General features: G+C 63.2%; 16 protein-coding genes. 11 read left to right on the top strand and 5 right to left on the bottom strand.

Annotated features, from left to right (window positions below; genetic code table 11):
- Window positions 1–12 precede the first annotated feature (12 nt).
- The 7 genes from fba (at window position 13) to JAB1_RS21425 (ending at window position 7,222) form a co-directional block, all read left to right on the top strand.
- Window positions 13–1,077 (top strand): class II fructose-bisphosphate aldolase, encoded by a 1,065-nt coding sequence (gene fba, locus JAB1_RS21455; protein ID WP_010401625.1) that lies wholly within the window; start codon window positions 13–15, stop codon window positions 1,075–1,077.
- A 104-nt stretch (window positions 1,078–1,181) separates the two neighbouring features.
- The gene (locus JAB1_RS21450) at window positions 1,182–2,075 is read left to right on the top strand and encodes a phosphoribosylaminoimidazolesuccinocarboxamide synthase (protein ID WP_034780603.1); all 894 of its coding nucleotides are present in this window, start codon (window positions 1,182–1,184) and stop codon (window positions 2,073–2,075) included.
- Window position 2,076: 1 nt separating this feature from the next.
- Window positions 2,077–2,574: a 5-(carboxyamino)imidazole ribonucleotide mutase gene (gene purE / locus JAB1_RS21445; protein WP_034780600.1), complete on the top strand. Its 498-nt coding sequence runs from the start codon at window positions 2,077–2,079 to the stop codon at window positions 2,572–2,574.
- A 15-nt stretch (window positions 2,575–2,589) separates the two neighbouring features.
- Entirely contained in the window at window positions 2,590–3,786 is a 1,197-nt protein-coding gene (locus JAB1_RS21440; protein ID WP_070281678.1) for a 5-(carboxyamino)imidazole ribonucleotide synthase, read from the top strand.
- Window positions 3,783–4,805, top strand: coding sequence for an L-threonylcarbamoyladenylate synthase (locus JAB1_RS21435; RefSeq protein ID WP_070281677.1), 1,023 nt, complete (start codon window positions 3,783–3,785; stop codon window positions 4,803–4,805). Before JAB1_RS21440 ends, JAB1_RS21435 begins: the two co-directional genes overlap by 4 nt.
- Before the next feature lie 239 nt (window positions 4,806–5,044).
- The gene (locus tag JAB1_RS21430) at window positions 5,045–6,436 is read left to right on the top strand and encodes an SGNH/GDSL hydrolase family protein (protein WP_070281676.1); all 1,392 of its coding nucleotides are present in this window, start codon (window positions 5,045–5,047) and stop codon (window positions 6,434–6,436) included.
- Window positions 6,437–6,535: 99 nt separating this feature from the next.
- Complete coding sequence (locus JAB1_RS21425) at window positions 6,536–7,222, top strand: OmpW family outer membrane protein (protein WP_070281675.1); 687 nt, start codon at window positions 6,536–6,538, stop codon at window positions 7,220–7,222.
- A 39-nt stretch (window positions 7,223–7,261) separates the two neighbouring features.
- Here JAB1_RS21425 and JAB1_RS21420 read toward each other — a convergent pair whose 3' ends face one another.
- The gene (locus tag JAB1_RS21420) at window positions 7,262–7,768 is read right to left on the bottom strand and encodes a flavin reductase family protein (protein ID WP_034780584.1); all 507 of its coding nucleotides are present in this window, start codon (window positions 7,766–7,768) and stop codon (window positions 7,262–7,264) included.
- 176 nt (window positions 7,769–7,944) lie between these two features.
- Between JAB1_RS21420 and msrA the strand changes: the two genes are divergently transcribed.
- Window positions 7,945–8,478: a peptide-methionine (S)-S-oxide reductase MsrA gene (msrA, locus tag JAB1_RS21415; protein ID WP_070281674.1), complete on the top strand. Its 534-nt coding sequence runs from the start codon at window positions 7,945–7,947 to the stop codon at window positions 8,476–8,478.
- A 15-nt stretch (window positions 8,479–8,493) separates the two neighbouring features.
- Here msrA and JAB1_RS21410 read toward each other — a convergent pair whose 3' ends face one another.
- Both JAB1_RS21410 and pdxH read right to left on the bottom strand, forming a co-directional pair.
- Window positions 8,494–9,729: a cyclopropane-fatty-acyl-phospholipid synthase family protein gene (locus tag JAB1_RS21410; RefSeq protein WP_070281878.1), complete on the bottom strand. Its 1,236-nt coding sequence runs from the start codon at window positions 9,727–9,729 to the stop codon at window positions 8,494–8,496.
- A gap of 127 nt (window positions 9,730–9,856) precedes the next feature.
- Window positions 9,857–11,065, bottom strand: coding sequence for a pyridoxamine 5'-phosphate oxidase (gene pdxH / locus JAB1_RS28900; RefSeq protein ID WP_071653385.1), 1,209 nt, complete (start codon window positions 11,063–11,065; stop codon window positions 9,857–9,859).
- Window positions 11,066–11,177: 112 nt separating this feature from the next.
- Between pdxH and tcdA the strand changes: the two genes are divergently transcribed.
- A complete protein-coding gene (tcdA, locus tag JAB1_RS21400) occupies window positions 11,178–12,038 on the top strand; it encodes a tRNA cyclic N6-threonylcarbamoyladenosine(37) synthase TcdA (protein WP_070281673.1) in 861 nt (286 codons plus the stop codon).
- On the opposite strand, the gene thpR is transcribed toward tcdA, so the two are convergent.
- The gene (gene thpR / locus JAB1_RS21395) at window positions 12,035–12,553 is read right to left on the bottom strand and encodes an RNA 2',3'-cyclic phosphodiesterase (RefSeq protein ID WP_070254640.1); all 519 of its coding nucleotides are present in this window, start codon (window positions 12,551–12,553) and stop codon (window positions 12,035–12,037) included. The genes tcdA and thpR overlap by 4 nt on opposite strands.
- Before the next feature lie 96 nt (window positions 12,554–12,649).
- Between thpR and JAB1_RS21390 the strand changes: the two genes are divergently transcribed.
- Both JAB1_RS21390 and cysK read left to right on the top strand, forming a co-directional pair.
- Window positions 12,650–13,114 (top strand): FKBP-type peptidyl-prolyl cis-trans isomerase, encoded by a 465-nt coding sequence (locus JAB1_RS21390; RefSeq protein ID WP_034780576.1) that lies wholly within the window; start codon window positions 12,650–12,652, stop codon window positions 13,112–13,114.
- An 84-nt stretch (window positions 13,115–13,198) separates the two neighbouring features.
- Entirely contained in the window at window positions 13,199–14,131 is a 933-nt protein-coding gene (gene cysK, locus JAB1_RS21385; protein WP_034780574.1) for a cysteine synthase A, read from the top strand.
- On the opposite strand, the gene JAB1_RS21380 is transcribed toward cysK, so the two are convergent.
- On the bottom strand, window positions 14,092–15,384 hold the full coding sequence (locus JAB1_RS21380; protein WP_254672180.1) for an SGNH/GDSL hydrolase family protein: 1,293 nt from the start codon (window positions 15,382–15,384) through the stop codon (window positions 14,092–14,094). The genes cysK and JAB1_RS21380 overlap by 40 nt on opposite strands.
- Window positions 15,385–15,463 lie beyond the last annotated feature (79 nt).

Genomic DNA, 15,463 nt, shown 5'->3' with positions numbered 1-15,463 from the left:
TGGAGTATTACCATGTCTCTCGTATCCATGCGTCAACTGCTGGACCATGCCGCCGAAAACGGTTATGGCATTCCTGCTTTCAACGTCAACAACCTGGAGCAAGTGCAAGCCATCATGGCTGCCGCCGATGCGCTCAACAGCCCGGTGATCATGCAGGCGTCCGCCGGCGCGCGCAAGTACGCCGGTGAAGCGTTCCTGCGCCACCTGATCGACGCCGCCGTCGAAGCGTATCCGCACATTCCCGTCGTCATGCACCAGGATCACGGCCAGTCGCCGGCCGTCTGCATGGCCGCCATCCGTTCGGGCTTCACGTCCGTCATGATGGACGGTTCGCTGGAAGCGGACGGAAAATCGGTCGCATCGTACGAATACAACGTGGAAGTGTCGCGTGAAGTGGTGAAATTCTCGCACGCCATCGGCGTGACGGTGGAAGCGGAACTGGGCGTGCTCGGTTCGCTGGAAACCATGAAGGGCGACAAGGAAGACGGCCACGGCGCCGACGGCACCATGACCCGCGAGCAACTTCTGACGGACGTGGCGCAAGCGGCCGACTTCGTGCAGCGCACCCAGTGCGACGCCCTGGCGATCGCCATCGGCACCTCGCATGGCGCCTACAAATTCACGCGCAAGCCAACGGGCGACATCCTGGCCATCGACCGCATCAAGGAAATCCACGCGCGCATCCCGAACACCCATCTGGTGATGCACGGCTCGTCGTCGGTGCCGCAGGAATTGCTGGCCATCATCCGCGAATTCGGCGGCGACATGAAGGAAACCTACGGCGTGCCAGTCGAGGAAATCCAGGAAGGCATCCGTCACGGCGTGCGCAAGATCAACATCGACACCGACATCCGCCTGGCGATGACGGCCGCGATCCGCAAGTACCTGTTCGAGAACCCGTCGAAATTCGACCCGCGCGACTTCCTGAAGCCAGCCCGCACCGCCGCCGAGCAAATCGTGCGCGCGCGCATGCAGGCTTTCGGCTGCGAAGGCCAGGCGTCGAAAATCAAGGTCATCACGATGGAAAAAATGGCCGAGCGCTACAAGGCCGGCGAGCTGTCGCAAATTGTGAAGTAAAATTCTGTCTGGAACGGGCCGGATGCAATGCTCCGTGCCCGATTTTCTCGACCGGCGGGCACCCCCTGCCTGCCGGTTTCGTTTCATCCAACTATTCCCCCGCTATGAACAGCCTCTATCAGACTTCCATCCACTCCCTGCCATTGCTGGGCCACGGCAAGGTCCGCGACAACTACGCCGTTGGCGACGACAAGATCTTGATCGTCACCACGGACCGCCTGTCGGCCTTCGATGTCGTCATGAACGAGCCTATCCCCGGCAAGGGCAAGGTTCTCAACCAGATGAGCGACTTCTGGTTCGAGAAACTGGGCCATATCGTGCCGAACCACCTGACCGGCGTGGCGCCGGAATCCGTGGTGGCGCCCGAGGAAGTGGAGCAAGTCAAGGGCCGCGCCGTGGTGGCCAAGCGCTTGAAACCGATCATGGTCGAGGCAGTCGTGCGCGGCTACATCATCGGTTCGGGCTGGAAAGATTACCAGGACACGGGCAGCATCTGCGGCATCGCCTTGCCAGCCGGACTGCAGCAAGCGGAAAAACTGCCGGAACCGATCTTCACCCCGGCGGCGAAGGCCGAACTGGGCGAGCATGATGAAAACATCAGCTTTGCTGAAATGGAAGAGCGCATCGGCGCCGACCTGGCCGCCAAGATGCGCGACGTCGCCATTGCCCTGTACAAGACGGCCGCTGAATACGCTGCCACGCGCGGCATCATCATCGCCGACACCAAGTTTGAATTCGGCCTGGACGACAATGGCGTCATGCATCTGATGGATGAAGTGCTGACGGCCGATTCGTCGCGCTTCTGGCCTGCCGATTCGTATCAGCCTGGCATTTCGCCACCGTCGTTCGACAAGCAATTCGTGCGCGACTACCTGGAAACCCTGACCTGGGGCAAGACCGCACCGGCGCCAGCCCTGCCGGCCGACGTCATCGAAAAAACCCAGGCCAAGTATTTCGAAGCCATCGAACGCCTGACGGGCGAGAAGCTGAAGGCCTGAGATGAGCGAGCAAAATAAGCCGCTGGTCGGCGTCATCATGGGTTCGTCCTCGGACTGGGACGTGATGCAGAACGCGGTTGCCATGCTGAAACAGTTTGGCGTGCCGTACGAAGCGCAAGTCATTTCCGCGCACCGCATGCCCGACGAAATGTATGCGTACGCGAAAAGCGCGCGCGCGCGCGGCTTGCGCGCCATCATCGCCGGCGCCGGCGGCGCGGCCCACCTGCCTGGCATGGTGGCCGCGATGACCATCGTCCCGGTACTGGGCGTGCCCGTGCCATCGAAATACTTGCGTGGCGAAGATTCCATGCTGTCCATCCTGCAAATGCCCAAGGGCGTGCCGGTCGCCACCTTCGCCATCGGCGAAGCTGGCGCGGCAAATGCGGCGCTGACGGCGGTGGCGATGCTTGCGGCCAATGACGACGCCCTGGCCGAGCGCCTGGAAGCCTTCCGCACCACGCAAACGGCCGCCGCCAAGGCCATGGTCTTGCCTGAATAATGTGTTTGAAAAATAATGAATAGTAAATCGACTTCCCCATTGCTGCCCGCCGCTCATCCACCGGCGTGGCTGGGCGTGATGGGCGGCGGCCAGCTCGGCCGCATGTTTGCCCAGGCCGCCCAGAGCATGGGCTACCAGGTAGCTGTGCTGGAACCGTCCGATGCCTGCCCTGCGGGGCAGGTGGCGCAGCGCCTCGTCAATGCCGGTTATGACGATGTGGCGGGTCTCGACGCCCTGGCGGCACAATGCCTGGCCGTCACCACGGAATTCGAAAACGTGCCGGCCGACAGCCTGTCGCGCCTGGCCAACCACGTCTTCGTGGCGCCGGATGCCCACGGCGTGTCGGTGGCGCAGGACCGCATCGCGGAAAAACGTTTCTTTGTCGACTGTGCGGGCAAGTCGGGCGTGCTGCCGGCGCCGCACATGGTCATCGCCACGCAGGACGACATCGATGCCATCGACGACGACTTGCTGCCGGGCATCTTGAAAACCGTGCGCATGGGCTATGACGGCAAGGGCCAGTTCCGTGTGCGCACGCGCGACGATGTGCGCGCCGCCTTCGCGGAAATGGGACAAGTAACTTGCCTGCTGGAAAAGATGCTGCCGCTGGCATATGAAGTGTCCGTGCTGACGGCGCGCGGCGTGGACGGCGAATCGGTCGTGTATCCGATCGCCGAAAACGTGCACCGCGACGGCGTGCTGTTTACCACCACCGTGCCGGGTCCGAACGTGTCGGACGACTGCGCCGCCAAGGCGCAGCGGGCGGCACAAGCCATGGTTGCCGAACTCGGTTATGTCGGCGTGCTGTGCATCGAATTTTTCGTGCTGGAAGATGGCAGCCTGGTAGTCAATGAAATGGCGCCGCGTCCCCACAACAGCGGACACTACACGATGGACGCTTGCGTCACCAGCCAGTTCGCGCAGCAGGTGCGGGCCATGGCGCGTCTGCCGCTGGGCGACGTGCGCCAGCATTCGCCGGCCGTGATGCTCAACATCCTCGGCGACGCCTGGTTTGCCGACGGCAGCGATGTCGCCTGCGAGCCGGCGTGGGACCAGGTGCTGGCGCTGCCGGGCGCCTGTTTGCACCTGTATGGCAAGGATGACCCGCGCCGTGGCCGCAAGATGGGCCATCTGACCCTGATCGCCGCCACCTTGCCGCAAGCGCAGCAGCGCCTGCATGACGCTTGCCTGATCCTGGGAATCGCGCCGTGAGCGTGCCCGCACAAGACCTGGCAGCGGCTTCTGCCGTGCTGGAGGCGGGCGGCCTCGTCGCTTTCCCGACGGAAACGGTGTATGGCCTGGGCGCCGATGCGGAAAACCCGGCCGCCGTGGCGCGCATCTATGAAGCCAAGGGCCGTCCATCGGACCACCCCGTGATCGTGCACGTGGCGCCCGGCGCCGACCTGGCGCACTGGTCCGACGACATTCCCGTGGAAGCGCAGCAACTGGTGGCTGCCTTCTGGCCTGGTCCGCTGACCCTGATCGTCAAGCGCGCCGCGCATATTCCCGACGCCGTTTCCGGCGGCCAGGATACGGTGGGCTTGCGCTGCCCGTCGCATCCGGTGGCTATCGCATTGCTACGCACCTTCAAGGGCGGCAACGGCGGCCTGGCGGCACCGTCGGCGAACAAGTTCGGCAATGTCAGCCCGACCACGGCGCAGCATGTGCGCGATGAATTCGCGGCGGAACTCGATAGCGGCTTGCTGGGCCTGGTCCTCGATGGCGGGCAGAGCGACGTGGGCATCGAGTCGACCATCGTCGACCTGTCGCGCCTGGCCACGCACGGTCCCGTGCTGTTGCGTCCCGGCCATATCAGCAGCGAGCAGATCGCTGCCGTCATTGGCCGCGCACCGGCCGTGGCGGACGCAGCCGCGCCGCGCGCCTCGGGCACCCTGGAATCGCACTACGCGCCGCACACGCCTGTTGCGATGCAACACAGCGACGACGTGGGCGCCACCCTGAACCGCCTGCTCAATGACGGGCGCCGCGTGGCCCTGATCCACTACTCGGATCTGCCGCCAGCCAGCGCCAGCGTGCGCCTGGCGGCGACCCCGGAAAATTACGCACATGCGCTGTATGCCTCGCTGCGCACGATGGACCAGGTCGGCGCCGAGCTGATACTCGTTGAAGCACCGCCCACTGGCCCCGCGTGGCTGGGCGTGAATGACCGCTTGCGGCGTGCCGCGTTCGGCTCAAGTGGTATCTTGCAGCAATTCCTGTCCCCATCATAAAAAGCCCCGCAAGGGGCTTTTTCTTGATGCAGCGCAATAGAGATGCTTGCCACGAAACATAGTAAATCCTCCATAATTCAGCGGATCGCCCGGTTGTGACAGGGCACCGGCGGTGTTGTTATTCCGTTGATTTTTAAAACATATTTTCTATACAAGCCTGAGGAACGATGGCATATTAGTTGGGTAGCGAATAGCACGCCCGTTCGTTTAGAAACCAGAAAAAAGACCGAGGAGACAAAATGCATCAAACAAAATTCGCGCTGGCCGTGCTGGCTGCGGCTGTCCTGGCAGGTTGCGGCGGCGCCAGTGGCGGTGATCAAACCTTGAAAGTCAAATACACGGCGCAGGTGTCGTTCGGCGACAGCCTGTCCGATGTCGGCTCGTATGCCGTCGGTACCGTGGCCAAGCTCGGTGGTGGCAAGTTCACCATCAATGGCGACAATACCAAGATCAATCCTGAACTGACGGGCAAGAACTGGACCGAGCACCTGGCCGCGCAATTCGGCCTGGCCGCGCCATGTGCTGCCGAGACTGGGTTGGAAGGCAATGCGGCGCAGGGCTTGGCCGTTGCGCGCGTCAAGCATGCCGGCTGCTTCGGCTACGCCATGGGCGGTTCGCGCGTCACCAATCCGGTTGGCCCGAATAACAAGGCCACGGGCAGTCCGCTGGGCGCCCTGACCGTGCCCGTGGTGACGCAGATCGCGAACCACCTGGCAGTTTCCGGCGGCAAGTTCAGCGGCACGGAAGCCGTTTTCGTGATGGCAGGCGGCAATGACGTGCTGTATCAGCTGGGCGCATTGCAAACGGGCGCGACTGCCGCTGGCCAGGCTGCTGGCGCGGCCGCTGGCGCCCAGGCCTTCGCCACCAACCTGACCATGGCCCTGGCGGCCGGCGCCACCAACCCTGCCACGGCAGCGGCTGCCATCGGCGCCGCCGTCAAGACGGCCAGCGCGGCGCCTGGCGCCACGTCGGCGACCATCGTTGGTGCCGCCGTGCAAGCTGCTGTCATTGCCGGTAATACGGCCGTCGCTTCGCCTGCCGTATATGGTCCGCTGGTTGCCAAGGCGCAAGCCGATGCGACAGTGACGGGCAACGCCGCCGGCGCCAAGGCCGGTGCCGATTACGCTGCGGCTCAGGGGCCTTTGCTGGTTGCCGCCATGAAACAAGCGGGTACCGAACTGGTGGCGCTGGTCAAGGACCAGGTCATCGCCAAGGGCGCCAACTATGTGGTGGTCAATAACCTGCCGGACGTGGCCGGTACGCCATCGGGCTTGAGCAAGGATGCCAACACCAAGGCGCTCATCAATGCCATGGTCAGCGCCTTCAATGGCGAGCTGAGCGCCGGCTTGAACGGCAATGCGAAAGTCTTGCTGGTCGACGTGTTTGCCGTCAGCCATGACCAGGGCGTCAATCCTGGCCCGTATGGCTTGACCAATGTCACGGAAACGGCGTGCGACCTGACGCCAGCGAAAAACATACTGGGCAGCTCGCTCGTGTGCAATGGCTCGAACCTGAAAGCGGGCGACGTCAGCCACTACTCGTATGCCGACGATGTGCATCCTACACCGTTCAATAACCTGTTGCTGGCCCGTTATGTGGCCAAGGACATGGTCGTGCGGGGCTGGCTGTAAGGGATGGCCGCACCGGCCGTGCCTGGGAGGCGCGGCCGGTGCCGGCAGCGACAAGACTCGAAAGCGGAACACTTCGCACATATTGAATCAGGAGACAAGATGAAGAATCGTTTGAATACCGCTGTACGCGTGCTGGCCGCGGCAGCCGCGATGGCCATGGCGACGGGCGCTTCGGCGCAAAGCGCAGGCACCTGGATGGCCAAGGCTGGCCTCAACAAGATCACGCCGCACGTGGACAGTGGCGACATTTCCGCGCCGGCACTGCCGGGCACCAAGGCCGACGTCAAGTCGGATACCAAGCCCATCCTGACCTTTGCCTACATGATCACGGACAATGTTTCCGCTGAAATGATCCTGGGCGTGCCGTACAAGCATGACTTGATCGGTGACGGTTCCATCAAGGGCACGGGCAAGCTGGGGACGGCGGAAGCCTTGCCGCCGACGGCTTTCATCCAGTACCGTTTCTTCCAGCCGAATGCGATGATCCGCCCTTACGTGGGCGCGGGCTTGACGTATGCATATTTCCAGAAGGAAAAAGGCTCGGGCCAGATGACGGCCTTGCTGGATCCGGGTGGAAAACCAGTGACCTACCGCATGGACAACAAGCTGGCTGGCAGTCTGGTGGTCGGCAGCACCTTGGCCATCAATGAGCGCTGGTTTGCCGACGTGGCCGTGGTCAAGACCTACCTGAAAACCAGGGCGAAATTCTCGACGGGGCAGACGCAGGATATCAAGCTCGACCCGGTTGCCGTGAGTGTCAGCATCGGGTATAACTTTACCCTGTAAAACAAAAAATCCGCCTCGGCGGATTTTTTTTTGTCCCGCTCAGGCTGGCGGTGTATTGAACTTTCCATTGTGGAAGATCAAGGGCGGCTGCGCGGCAAAAGCGCATTGTTCCACTTCGCCCACGAAAATGACGTGGTCGCCTTCCGGGTAGCGGCTGCGGTTGTGGCATTCGAACCAGGCCGATGCGCCTTTGAGGATGGGCTGGCCCGTGCGCGACAGTTCATATTCCACGTCGTCGAAGGGATTGGGCGTGCGGCGTGAAAAGCGCTGCGCCAGTTCCGCCTGGTCGGCGCCCAGCACATTGATGACGTAGTGCGAGTTGCCGCTGAAAATGGGCATGCTGTTCGCCACGGAACCGAGGCTCCATAGCACCAGGGGCGGCGACAGCGAGACGGAATTGAAGGAACTGGCCGTCAAGCCACGGAAACTGCCGTCGGCCAGGCGCGTCGTAATGACCGTCACGCCGGTGGCAAACTGCGACAGTGCCTGACGGAAATGTGTCGTATCGAATTCTTGCGCTGGCGCGCGGGGAGAGCGTGTGTTCATGGGTGACCTGTCTATTTGCTGACATTATGCCAAAAATCGGCCGCGCCAGCGCAATCGTGGCCAGCATGCCCCTATGTGCGGTGTTTCACGCGCCGTTTCAAGCGACGCTGCAGGCCATGGCGCTTTACGTTACAGTGGTGAAATGATACGTCGCAGAGGCGTTGCAGGAGGGCATCATGAATGAGCAGACGGATGTGGCGGTATTGGGCGGTGGCTGTTTTTGGTGCCTCGCTGCCGTGTATGCGGAAGTGCGCGGCGTGACGCGCGTCGAGTCCGGCTACACGGGCGGCAGCGTGCCCAACCCCACGTATGAACAGATATGCACGGGCGACACGGGCCACGCGGAAGTGGTGCGGCTGGAATTCGATCCTGCCGTCATCAGTTACCACGACTTGCTGGAGATCTTTTTTACGCTGCACGATCCCACCACCCTGAATCGGCAGGGCAACGATGTCGGTACGCAATACCGTTCCGTCATCCATTACCAATCGGCAGGGCAGGAAAGCGTGGCGCGCAAGGTACTGGCCGAAATGGCCGGCGTGTGGGATGCACCCATCGTCACGCAGCTGGCGCCGGCAGCCACCTTTTATACGGCTGAGGATTACCACCAGAATTATGTCGAGCAGCATCCCTTGCAGGGTTATTGCGCCCTGGTCGTCGTGCCCAAGGTGGAGAAATTCCGCGCCATGTACGCGGGGCGCCTGAAGTGATGCCCAGCGTGCCTGTCAGCTGGCGAGCACGGGCGCCGGCTTGGCGTCCTGCGCATACATATAGTTGCGCGACCAGGGCAGGGTGGAAGAGCGCCGGCCCGCCTTGACGCAGACGATCTGGTACAAGCTGATCAAATCTTGCTCGAAAGCATAGGCACAGCCAGCCAGGTAGACGTGCCAGATGCGGAAGCGCCGTTCGCCCGCCAGCGGGCGTATCTGCTCGGCGTGGGCTTCAAAATTCTCCGTCCACAGGGCGCAGGTGCGCGCATAGTGGCGCCGCAGGTTTTCCACGTCCAGCACTTCCAGTCCCCCTTGCTGCATGGTCTTGAGCACATTGCCGATGTGCGCCAGCTCGCCGTGCGGAAACACATATTTTTCGATGAATTCCCCGCCGCCATACGGCGTTTCGCCATTGTCAGGATCGGTCGAGGTGATGCCGTGGTTCATCGCCATGCCATCGGGTGCGAGCAGCTTGTTGATGATGGAAAAGTAGTCGGGTAAGTGTTTCAGGCCCACGTGCTCGAACATGCCCACGCTGGTGATGCGGTCGAACTGGCCCGTCACGTCGCGGTAATCCTGCAGGCGGATGTCGATCAGGTGGGCCAGGCCGGCCGCCGCCACGCGCTCGCGCGCCAGCGCGTACTGGTTTTCCGACAGGGTCACGCCCACGCAGCGGGTGCCATATTGTTGTGCGGCACGAATGACGAGGGCACCCCAACCGCAGCCGATGTCGAGCAGGGTCTGGCCCGGCTGCAACTGGATTTTTTTCAGGATATGGTCGATCTTCTTGACTTGCGCCTGCGCCAGGGTTTCATCGCCGTGTTCGAAATAGGCGCAGGAATACACGAGGGCGGGGTCGAGAAACTGTTCGTAGAACGCGTTCGACACGTCGTAGTGGTAGCGGATGGCTTCGGCATCCTTGCTCTTGTCGTGCGTAAAGCTGCGCACGATGCGCGCCAGCTTGCCTTCCGGCTTCAAGGTATTGCGGGCCAGGGCATTGCAGATGGAAATCATGTCCATCGCCGTGCCCTTGACCTCGATATTGCCTTCCACGTAGGCCGAGCCCAGGTTGGCCAGCGACGGGTTCAGCAGATAGCGGGCCGAGGCGACGGTCGGCAGGCGGATGGTGACTCTGGGCGCTTCGCTGGACAGGTCGACATGCTGGCCATTCCACAATTCTATGCGTAGCGGCAAGGCGGTCTTGCTGCGGATGCTGGCGATCCAGGACTTGAGTTGGTTTTGTACAAACAAAATGGCCTCCAATGCAGCAACCCCAGCTGGGGCCGCAAATTGAGAAACAATGTCATTTAGTAACTTCTACCCTCATAGCCTACACCTATATTGACCAGCTTGCTTTGCGCCGCCTTGCTTATCCTGCTCAGGGTTGCAAGCGCTGCATGCTCCATTGCCCATCAGCACCGCGCGTAAACACGATGCGGTCGTGGAAGCGCGAACGGCGTCCCTGCCAGAACTCGATGCGTTCCGGCTGCAAGCGGTAGCCTCCCCAATGGGCCGGACGCGGCGGCTGCGCGTCGCCGATGGCGGCGGCCACGGCCGCGTAATGGCTTTCCAGCTCGGCGCGGCTGGCGATCGGTGTACTTTGCTGTGAGGCAATCGCCGACAGCCGGCTTTGCACGGGACGTACATTGAAATACTCGTCGCTCTCGGCCGCCGTGGTCTTCACCACCGTGCCCTCGATGCGCACTTGCCGCTCCAGCTCGCGCCAGAAGAACAGCAGGGCGGCGTTTGGATTGTGCTCGAGCTGCTGGCCCTTGTCGCTGTGGTAATTCGTGTACCAGGTAAAGCCCCGTTCATCGAACTGCTTGATCAGTACGATGCGCGAGCTGGGCTTGCCATCAGGAGTGACGGTGGACAAGTCCATGGCGTTCGGCTCCATCACCTGCGCGTTGACAGCCTCGGCAAACCATTTCTGGAACTGGGCGATGGGATCGGCCAGTACATCCGTCTCGCTCAGACTGGACTGGACGTAATCGGTGCGCATGGCCGCCAGCACGGCAGCCGCGTCCGGCACTTCGGCGGCTTCTGGCGCATCGGGCGCGATGCCGCGGCGGCGCTGCATGGCCGTGCCCAGCTGTTCCATCTGTTGCGCGCTGAACAGGCGCTTGGCCATGGGCGCCAGTTGTCCCTCTTCCTTGGCCATGTGGGCCTGGTAGGCGGCGGCATAGTCGCGCACGCCATCATGCGACAACTGCGAGTCCGTGCCGGCCGCGATGGCGTCCAGTTCCGGGCGCAGGGTCAGCCAGGCCTGGTCCATGCGCTGGTGGTCGGCCAGGATTTCCGGCACCAGGGTCGCCAGCAAGGCGGCGTCCTCGCCCGTGGCCGTCGCCTGCAGCATGGGCATCAAGTCCTGCTCTTCATCGTCATGGTGCAGATGGGCGGCTTTATTAAAGTATTGCAACACGGCCTTGGCCGCCTGCTGCGCTTCCGGCGTGTTGCCATTCTGTCCCAGGTGGCCCAGCAGGTTTTGCAAGGTCGTCAACTGCTTGCGGATCTTGTCGTGGCAATGCTTGAGCACGGCGATGGGCTGGTCAAAGCCGGGAACGGAGTCGAACAGGGGAGAGGTCATGGCGTGTTCTCGTGGTGGGCGGTGTGGGGGAGCGGCGACAATGCAGCTTGTCGCTGTGTCAATTCGGCTATTTTAGAATATCCGCCAGCGCAGTGTCCGTTAAAATGGCGCCATGCATACCTCCACCAATGAACTAATTTCCATGGACTTGACCGAGATCGATTTTGAGCGGCGCTTCGGCGGCATTGCCCGCCTGTACGGCGCCCCCGCGTTGGCACGCTTCCGCGCCGCGCATGTGTGTGTGATCGGCGTGGGCGGCGTCGGTTCCTGGATCGTCGAAGCGCTGGCGCGCAGCGCCGTCGGCCGCCTGACCCTGATCGACCTGGACAATGTTGCCGAATCGAATATCAACCGCCAGATCCAGGCCATGAGCGACACCATCGGCAAGGCCAAGATCACGGCCCTGGCCGAACGCATCGAACTGATCAACCCGTTTTGCCAGGTCACGCAGGTCGAGGATTTTATTACCCCTGATAATCTGGACCAGTTGCTGGGCGGGTGCGATTTCGACTACCTCGTCGACGCCATCGACAATGCCAAGGCGAAAGCGGCCGTGATCGCGTATTGCCGCGCGCGCAACATTCCCATGCTGACCATCGGCAGCGCGGGCGGGCAGACGGACCCGACCTTGATTGCCGTGCGCGACCTGGCGAAAACGGAACAGGAACCGCTGCTCAAGCGTGTGCGAAAACTGTTGCGCACCGAATATGGTTTCCCCCGTGGCGTGAAAAACAAATTCAATGTCGACGCCGTGTTTTCCATGGAACCGTTGAGCACACCCGAGAGCGCGGAAGCGTGCGCCATCGATGGTGCGCCCGCCGGCGTCACGGGCCTGAACTGTGCCGGCTTCGGTTCCAGCGTGGTGGTGACGGCCAGCTTCGGCATGGTGGCGGCAGCCCATGCGCTGAAAAGCTTGCGCCAGGACAAAGTTGCTGAAGTGCCAGCGCCAATGCCAGTGCCGGACGCCGCCTAGGTTAATTTCCTGCTGGCCAGGATGCGGTAGTCACCGCTGCTTTTGAACGATTCCACCAGCACCAGCTCGTCCGCCTGCCAGGCGATGGGCGCGAAGTCCTGGCTGGCCGGTGGCGGCGCCTGGCGCGCCAGTGTCACGTGCGGCGTAAAGCGGTCGTGCTCGAAGCGCGGCGCCAGCCCCTGCTCCATCAGGCCGTGCATGCAGGCCGCGCGCACGTCCAGCAGGGCGGGCGAGGGCTGCGCCAGGGCGGCCCAGGCCAGCGCCAGCTTGGGGAAGTGGCTGGCGTGATCGAACAGCAAGGGCATGGGACGCGCCGGCAAGTGCGCCAGGATGTCCAGCAGGGCCGGCAGCTCGCTGGCCGGGCGCTGGCCCAGGAAAGCCAGGGTCAGGTGCAGCTTGTCCGGGCGCACGGGCTTGCCGTCCAGGCGCGCCTGCCAGGCAGCCAGCGCCGCGCGCGTGGCCGCATCGGGCCACAGGGCGTAAAACAGGCGGGGGCAATGGGTATCGGGCGACAAGTTTTTCCTATCGTTGCGGCGGTTTGCTATTATTGGCGTTCCCTGCCAGGTTCGTAGGTGCAGGGATCTCACCGAAACTCACTGAAAGAATACATCATGACGCGTAGCTCCGTTTTGTTTGCCCTGATCTGCTCCGTCGCCGCGTCGCTGGCGCAGGCACAGGCGCCAGCGCCTGTTCCCGCCTCCGCCGTCTCGCTGAGCCCCGGCCCTGTCGCCGATAAATTGATTCTGATCGACAACAAGGTCGGCACGGGCAAGGAAGCGTCCGCTGGCAGTAATGTCACCGTGCATTACACGGGCTGGCTGTACCGTCCCCTGGCGAAAGATTCGCGCGGCAAGAAGTTCGACAGTTCCGTGGGCCGTGGCCCGTTTGACTTCCCGCTCGGCAAGGGCATGGTCATCAAGGGCTGGGACCAGGGCGTGGCCGGCATGAAAGTGGGCGGCAAGCGCACCCTGATCATTCCAGGCGAACTGGCCTATGGTCCGCGCGGCGCGGGCAACGGCGACATCCCGCCGAACTCGGCACTGATCTTCGACGTGGAATTGCTGGACGTGAAGTAATTGTTCAGTTTCGGCAGCGCACCACGTGCGCTGCCGTGAAAAAGCGGTAGACTGGATTCTTCTGTAATTGCTGTGGAGACTCCCATGAACATCGCCAACGACGTCACTGAACTGATCGGCAACACCCCCCTGGTGCGCATCAACCGCATCGCCGCCGGCAGTGTGGCCACCATCCTGGCCAAACTCGAATTCTATAATCCCGCGCACAGCGTCAAGGACCGCATCGGCCTGTCCATGATCGTCGCCGCGGAAGCCGCAGGCAAGATTCATCCCGATACCGTCATCGTCGAGCCCACCAGCGGCAACACGGGCATCGCGCTGGCCATGGTCTGCGCCGCGCGCGGCTACCGCTGCACCCTCGTCATGCCCGACACCATGAGCCGCGAGCGGCGCATCCTGCTGCGCGCCTATGGCGCCGAGCTGGTGCTCACGCCCGGCAGCGAAGGCATGCTGGGCGCCATCCGCAAGGCCGAGGAACTGGTGGCAGCCGACCCGCGCTACCTGATGCTGCAGCAATTCAACAATCCCGCCAATCCCGCCATCCACCGCGCCACGACGGCCGAGGAAATCTGGCGCGATACGGATGGACAAGTGGACATCGTCATCGCCGGCGTGGGCACGGGCGGCACGATTACCGGCATCGGCGAAGTGCTGAAGGAACGCAAGCCTGGCCTGCAAATGATCGCCGTGGAACCGGAAGCGTCGCCGATGCTGTCGAAAGGCACGAAAGGGCCGCATCCGATCCAGGGCATCGGCGCCGGCTTCGTGCCGCAGATTTTGAACACGGCCATCTACGACGAAATCATTTGCGTCAAGAATGACGACGCGTTTGCCACGGCGCGCCTGGCCGCCAGCGACGAAGGCTTGCTGGTCGGCATCTCGTCGGGCGCCGCCCTGTGGGCTGCCCTGCAAGTGGCGCGCCGCCCGGAAAACGCGGGCAAGACCATCGTCACCATCATCCCGTCGTTCGGCGAGCGCTACTTGAGCACGGCTTTGTACGCGGGCCTCGGCGACTGATTCAATAGCAGCGGCAGGGCTATCCTTTCCGCCAGCGCCCTGTTGCCCGCGTCGCCCGGGTGCAGGTGGTCGCCCGAGTCGTAGGCGGGCAGCAGGCGCAGCGGATGCGCGGGATCGCGCGCCCAGGCATCGAAGTCGAGTATGGCGTCGAACGTGCCGCTGTTGCGTATCCACGCATTCAGTTGCTGGCGCAGCGCATCTTTTTCTGGCTGGTAATAGTCGCTCAGGGGCGTGCCGGGCAGGGCACCTGCGAACGGCGTCAGGGTGGCGCCGACCACGCGCACGCCGCGGCTGCGGGCCTGGGCCACCAGCTGGACGTAGCCGCTGCTCAGTTCCTCCAATGTCGGCCGTTTTTCCCGTGGCGCAAACGCCGTGCCGGGCCAGCTGATGTCATTGATCCCCAACAAGACGACCACCGAGCGCACGCCCGGTTGCGCCAGCACGTCGCGCTCGAAGCGCGCCAGGGCATTGACTCCCATTCCATCGGACAACAGCCGCGCACCGGAAATGCCCGCATTCATCACGGCCACGCCCTGCGGCGCCAGGCGAGCGGCCAGGAAATCGGGCCAGCGCGCATCCATCCCCAGGCTGGCGCTGGCGCCATCGGTAATCGAATCGCCAAGGATGGCCACGGCTTGCATCCCCGGCGCCGCTTGCACCTCGATGGCGCTGAGCAAGAGGCGCGCCGTGGTGGTCTGCACGCCGGCTTGTGCATCATCGATGCGCGCGGCCCGCGTCTGGTCATGCGGGGCGATCCACGCCGTCTCGCGTCCATCCCAGTGAAACGTGGAGACGGGACTGGCTTGCGGCAAATGGATGCTGACCGTCAACCGGGCCAGGTCCGGCACGGACAGGTCGACGGGGTCGCTGATGATCGGCGCGCCCGGCGCCACGCTGGCCGAGGGCTGGCCGGCAAACGTCAGCGTGCGCAGGCTGCCGGGCTTGATGGCTGAGCCGGATGCGGCCAGGGCCACGGTGGCCTCGCCGATGCGCAGCGGCACCTTGCCATATGCATTCGACAGCACGATGCGCACGCGCGGGCCGCCCACGCTGAGGCGCGCCACCTGACGCACGGTTTGCCCGTGCAGCACGGCGGGCACATTGCTGGGGAACAGGAAGTCGCTGCTCCACACGGCTTGCGGGCTGGCCGTCCAGCTGGCCAGCCAGGTGGTATCGGCGTTGGCGGCCTGGACAGGGCTCGTGCCGAGTGCCAGGCTCAGCAGAGCGGCGGGGAGGAGGGAGAATCGTTGCATGGCGGCTCGCTTCATCAAGGGGAATGTGCGCATGATGAAAGCAAAGCCATTTATGCACTAGACTATCTCATCGAAGAAC

Source organism: Janthinobacterium sp. MP5059B, assembly GCF_001758645.1.
Taxonomy (GTDB): Bacteria; Pseudomonadota; Gammaproteobacteria; order Burkholderiales; family Burkholderiaceae_D; genus Janthinobacterium; species Janthinobacterium lividum.
Note: the sequence above shows the minus strand (reverse complement) of the source record. Positions and strands in the feature narration are given on the sequence as shown.

Bases quoted from the DNA above. Each gene is read 5' to 3' on its own strand.
- fba (WP_010401625.1), top strand. From the start codon at position 13: ATGTCTCTCGTATCCATGCGTCAACTGCTGGACCATGCCGCCGAAAAC.
- JAB1_RS21450 (WP_034780603.1), top strand. From the start codon at position 1,182: ATGAACAGCCTCTATCAGACTTCCATCCACTCCCTGCCATTGCTGGGC.
- purE (WP_034780600.1), top strand. From the start codon at position 2,077: ATGAGCGAGCAAAATAAGCCGCTGGTCGGCGTCATCATGGGTTCGTCC.
- JAB1_RS21440 (WP_070281678.1), top strand. From the start codon at position 2,590: ATGAATAGTAAATCGACTTCCCCATTGCTGCCCGCCGCTCATCCACCG.
- JAB1_RS21430 (WP_070281676.1), top strand. From the start codon at position 5,045: ATGCATCAAACAAAATTCGCGCTGGCCGTGCTGGCTGCGGCTGTCCTG.
- JAB1_RS21425 (WP_070281675.1), top strand. From the start codon at position 6,536: ATGAAGAATCGTTTGAATACCGCTGTACGCGTGCTGGCCGCGGCAGCC.
- JAB1_RS21420 (WP_034780584.1), bottom strand. From the start codon at position 7,768: ATGAACACACGCTCTCCCCGCGCGCCAGCGCAAGAATTCGATACGACA.
- msrA (WP_070281674.1), top strand. From the start codon at position 7,945: ATGAATGAGCAGACGGATGTGGCGGTATTGGGCGGTGGCTGTTTTTGG.
- pdxH (WP_071653385.1), bottom strand. From the start codon at position 11,065: ATGACCTCTCCCCTGTTCGACTCCGTTCCCGGCTTTGACCAGCCCATC.
- tcdA (WP_070281673.1), top strand. From the start codon at position 11,178: ATGCATACCTCCACCAATGAACTAATTTCCATGGACTTGACCGAGATC.
- JAB1_RS21390 (WP_034780576.1), top strand. From the start codon at position 12,650: ATGACGCGTAGCTCCGTTTTGTTTGCCCTGATCTGCTCCGTCGCCGCG.
- cysK (WP_034780574.1), top strand. From the start codon at position 13,199: ATGAACATCGCCAACGACGTCACTGAACTGATCGGCAACACCCCCCTG.
- JAB1_RS21380 (WP_254672180.1), bottom strand. From the start codon at position 15,384: ATGCAACGATTCTCCCTCCTCCCCGCCGCTCTGCTGAGCCTGGCACTC.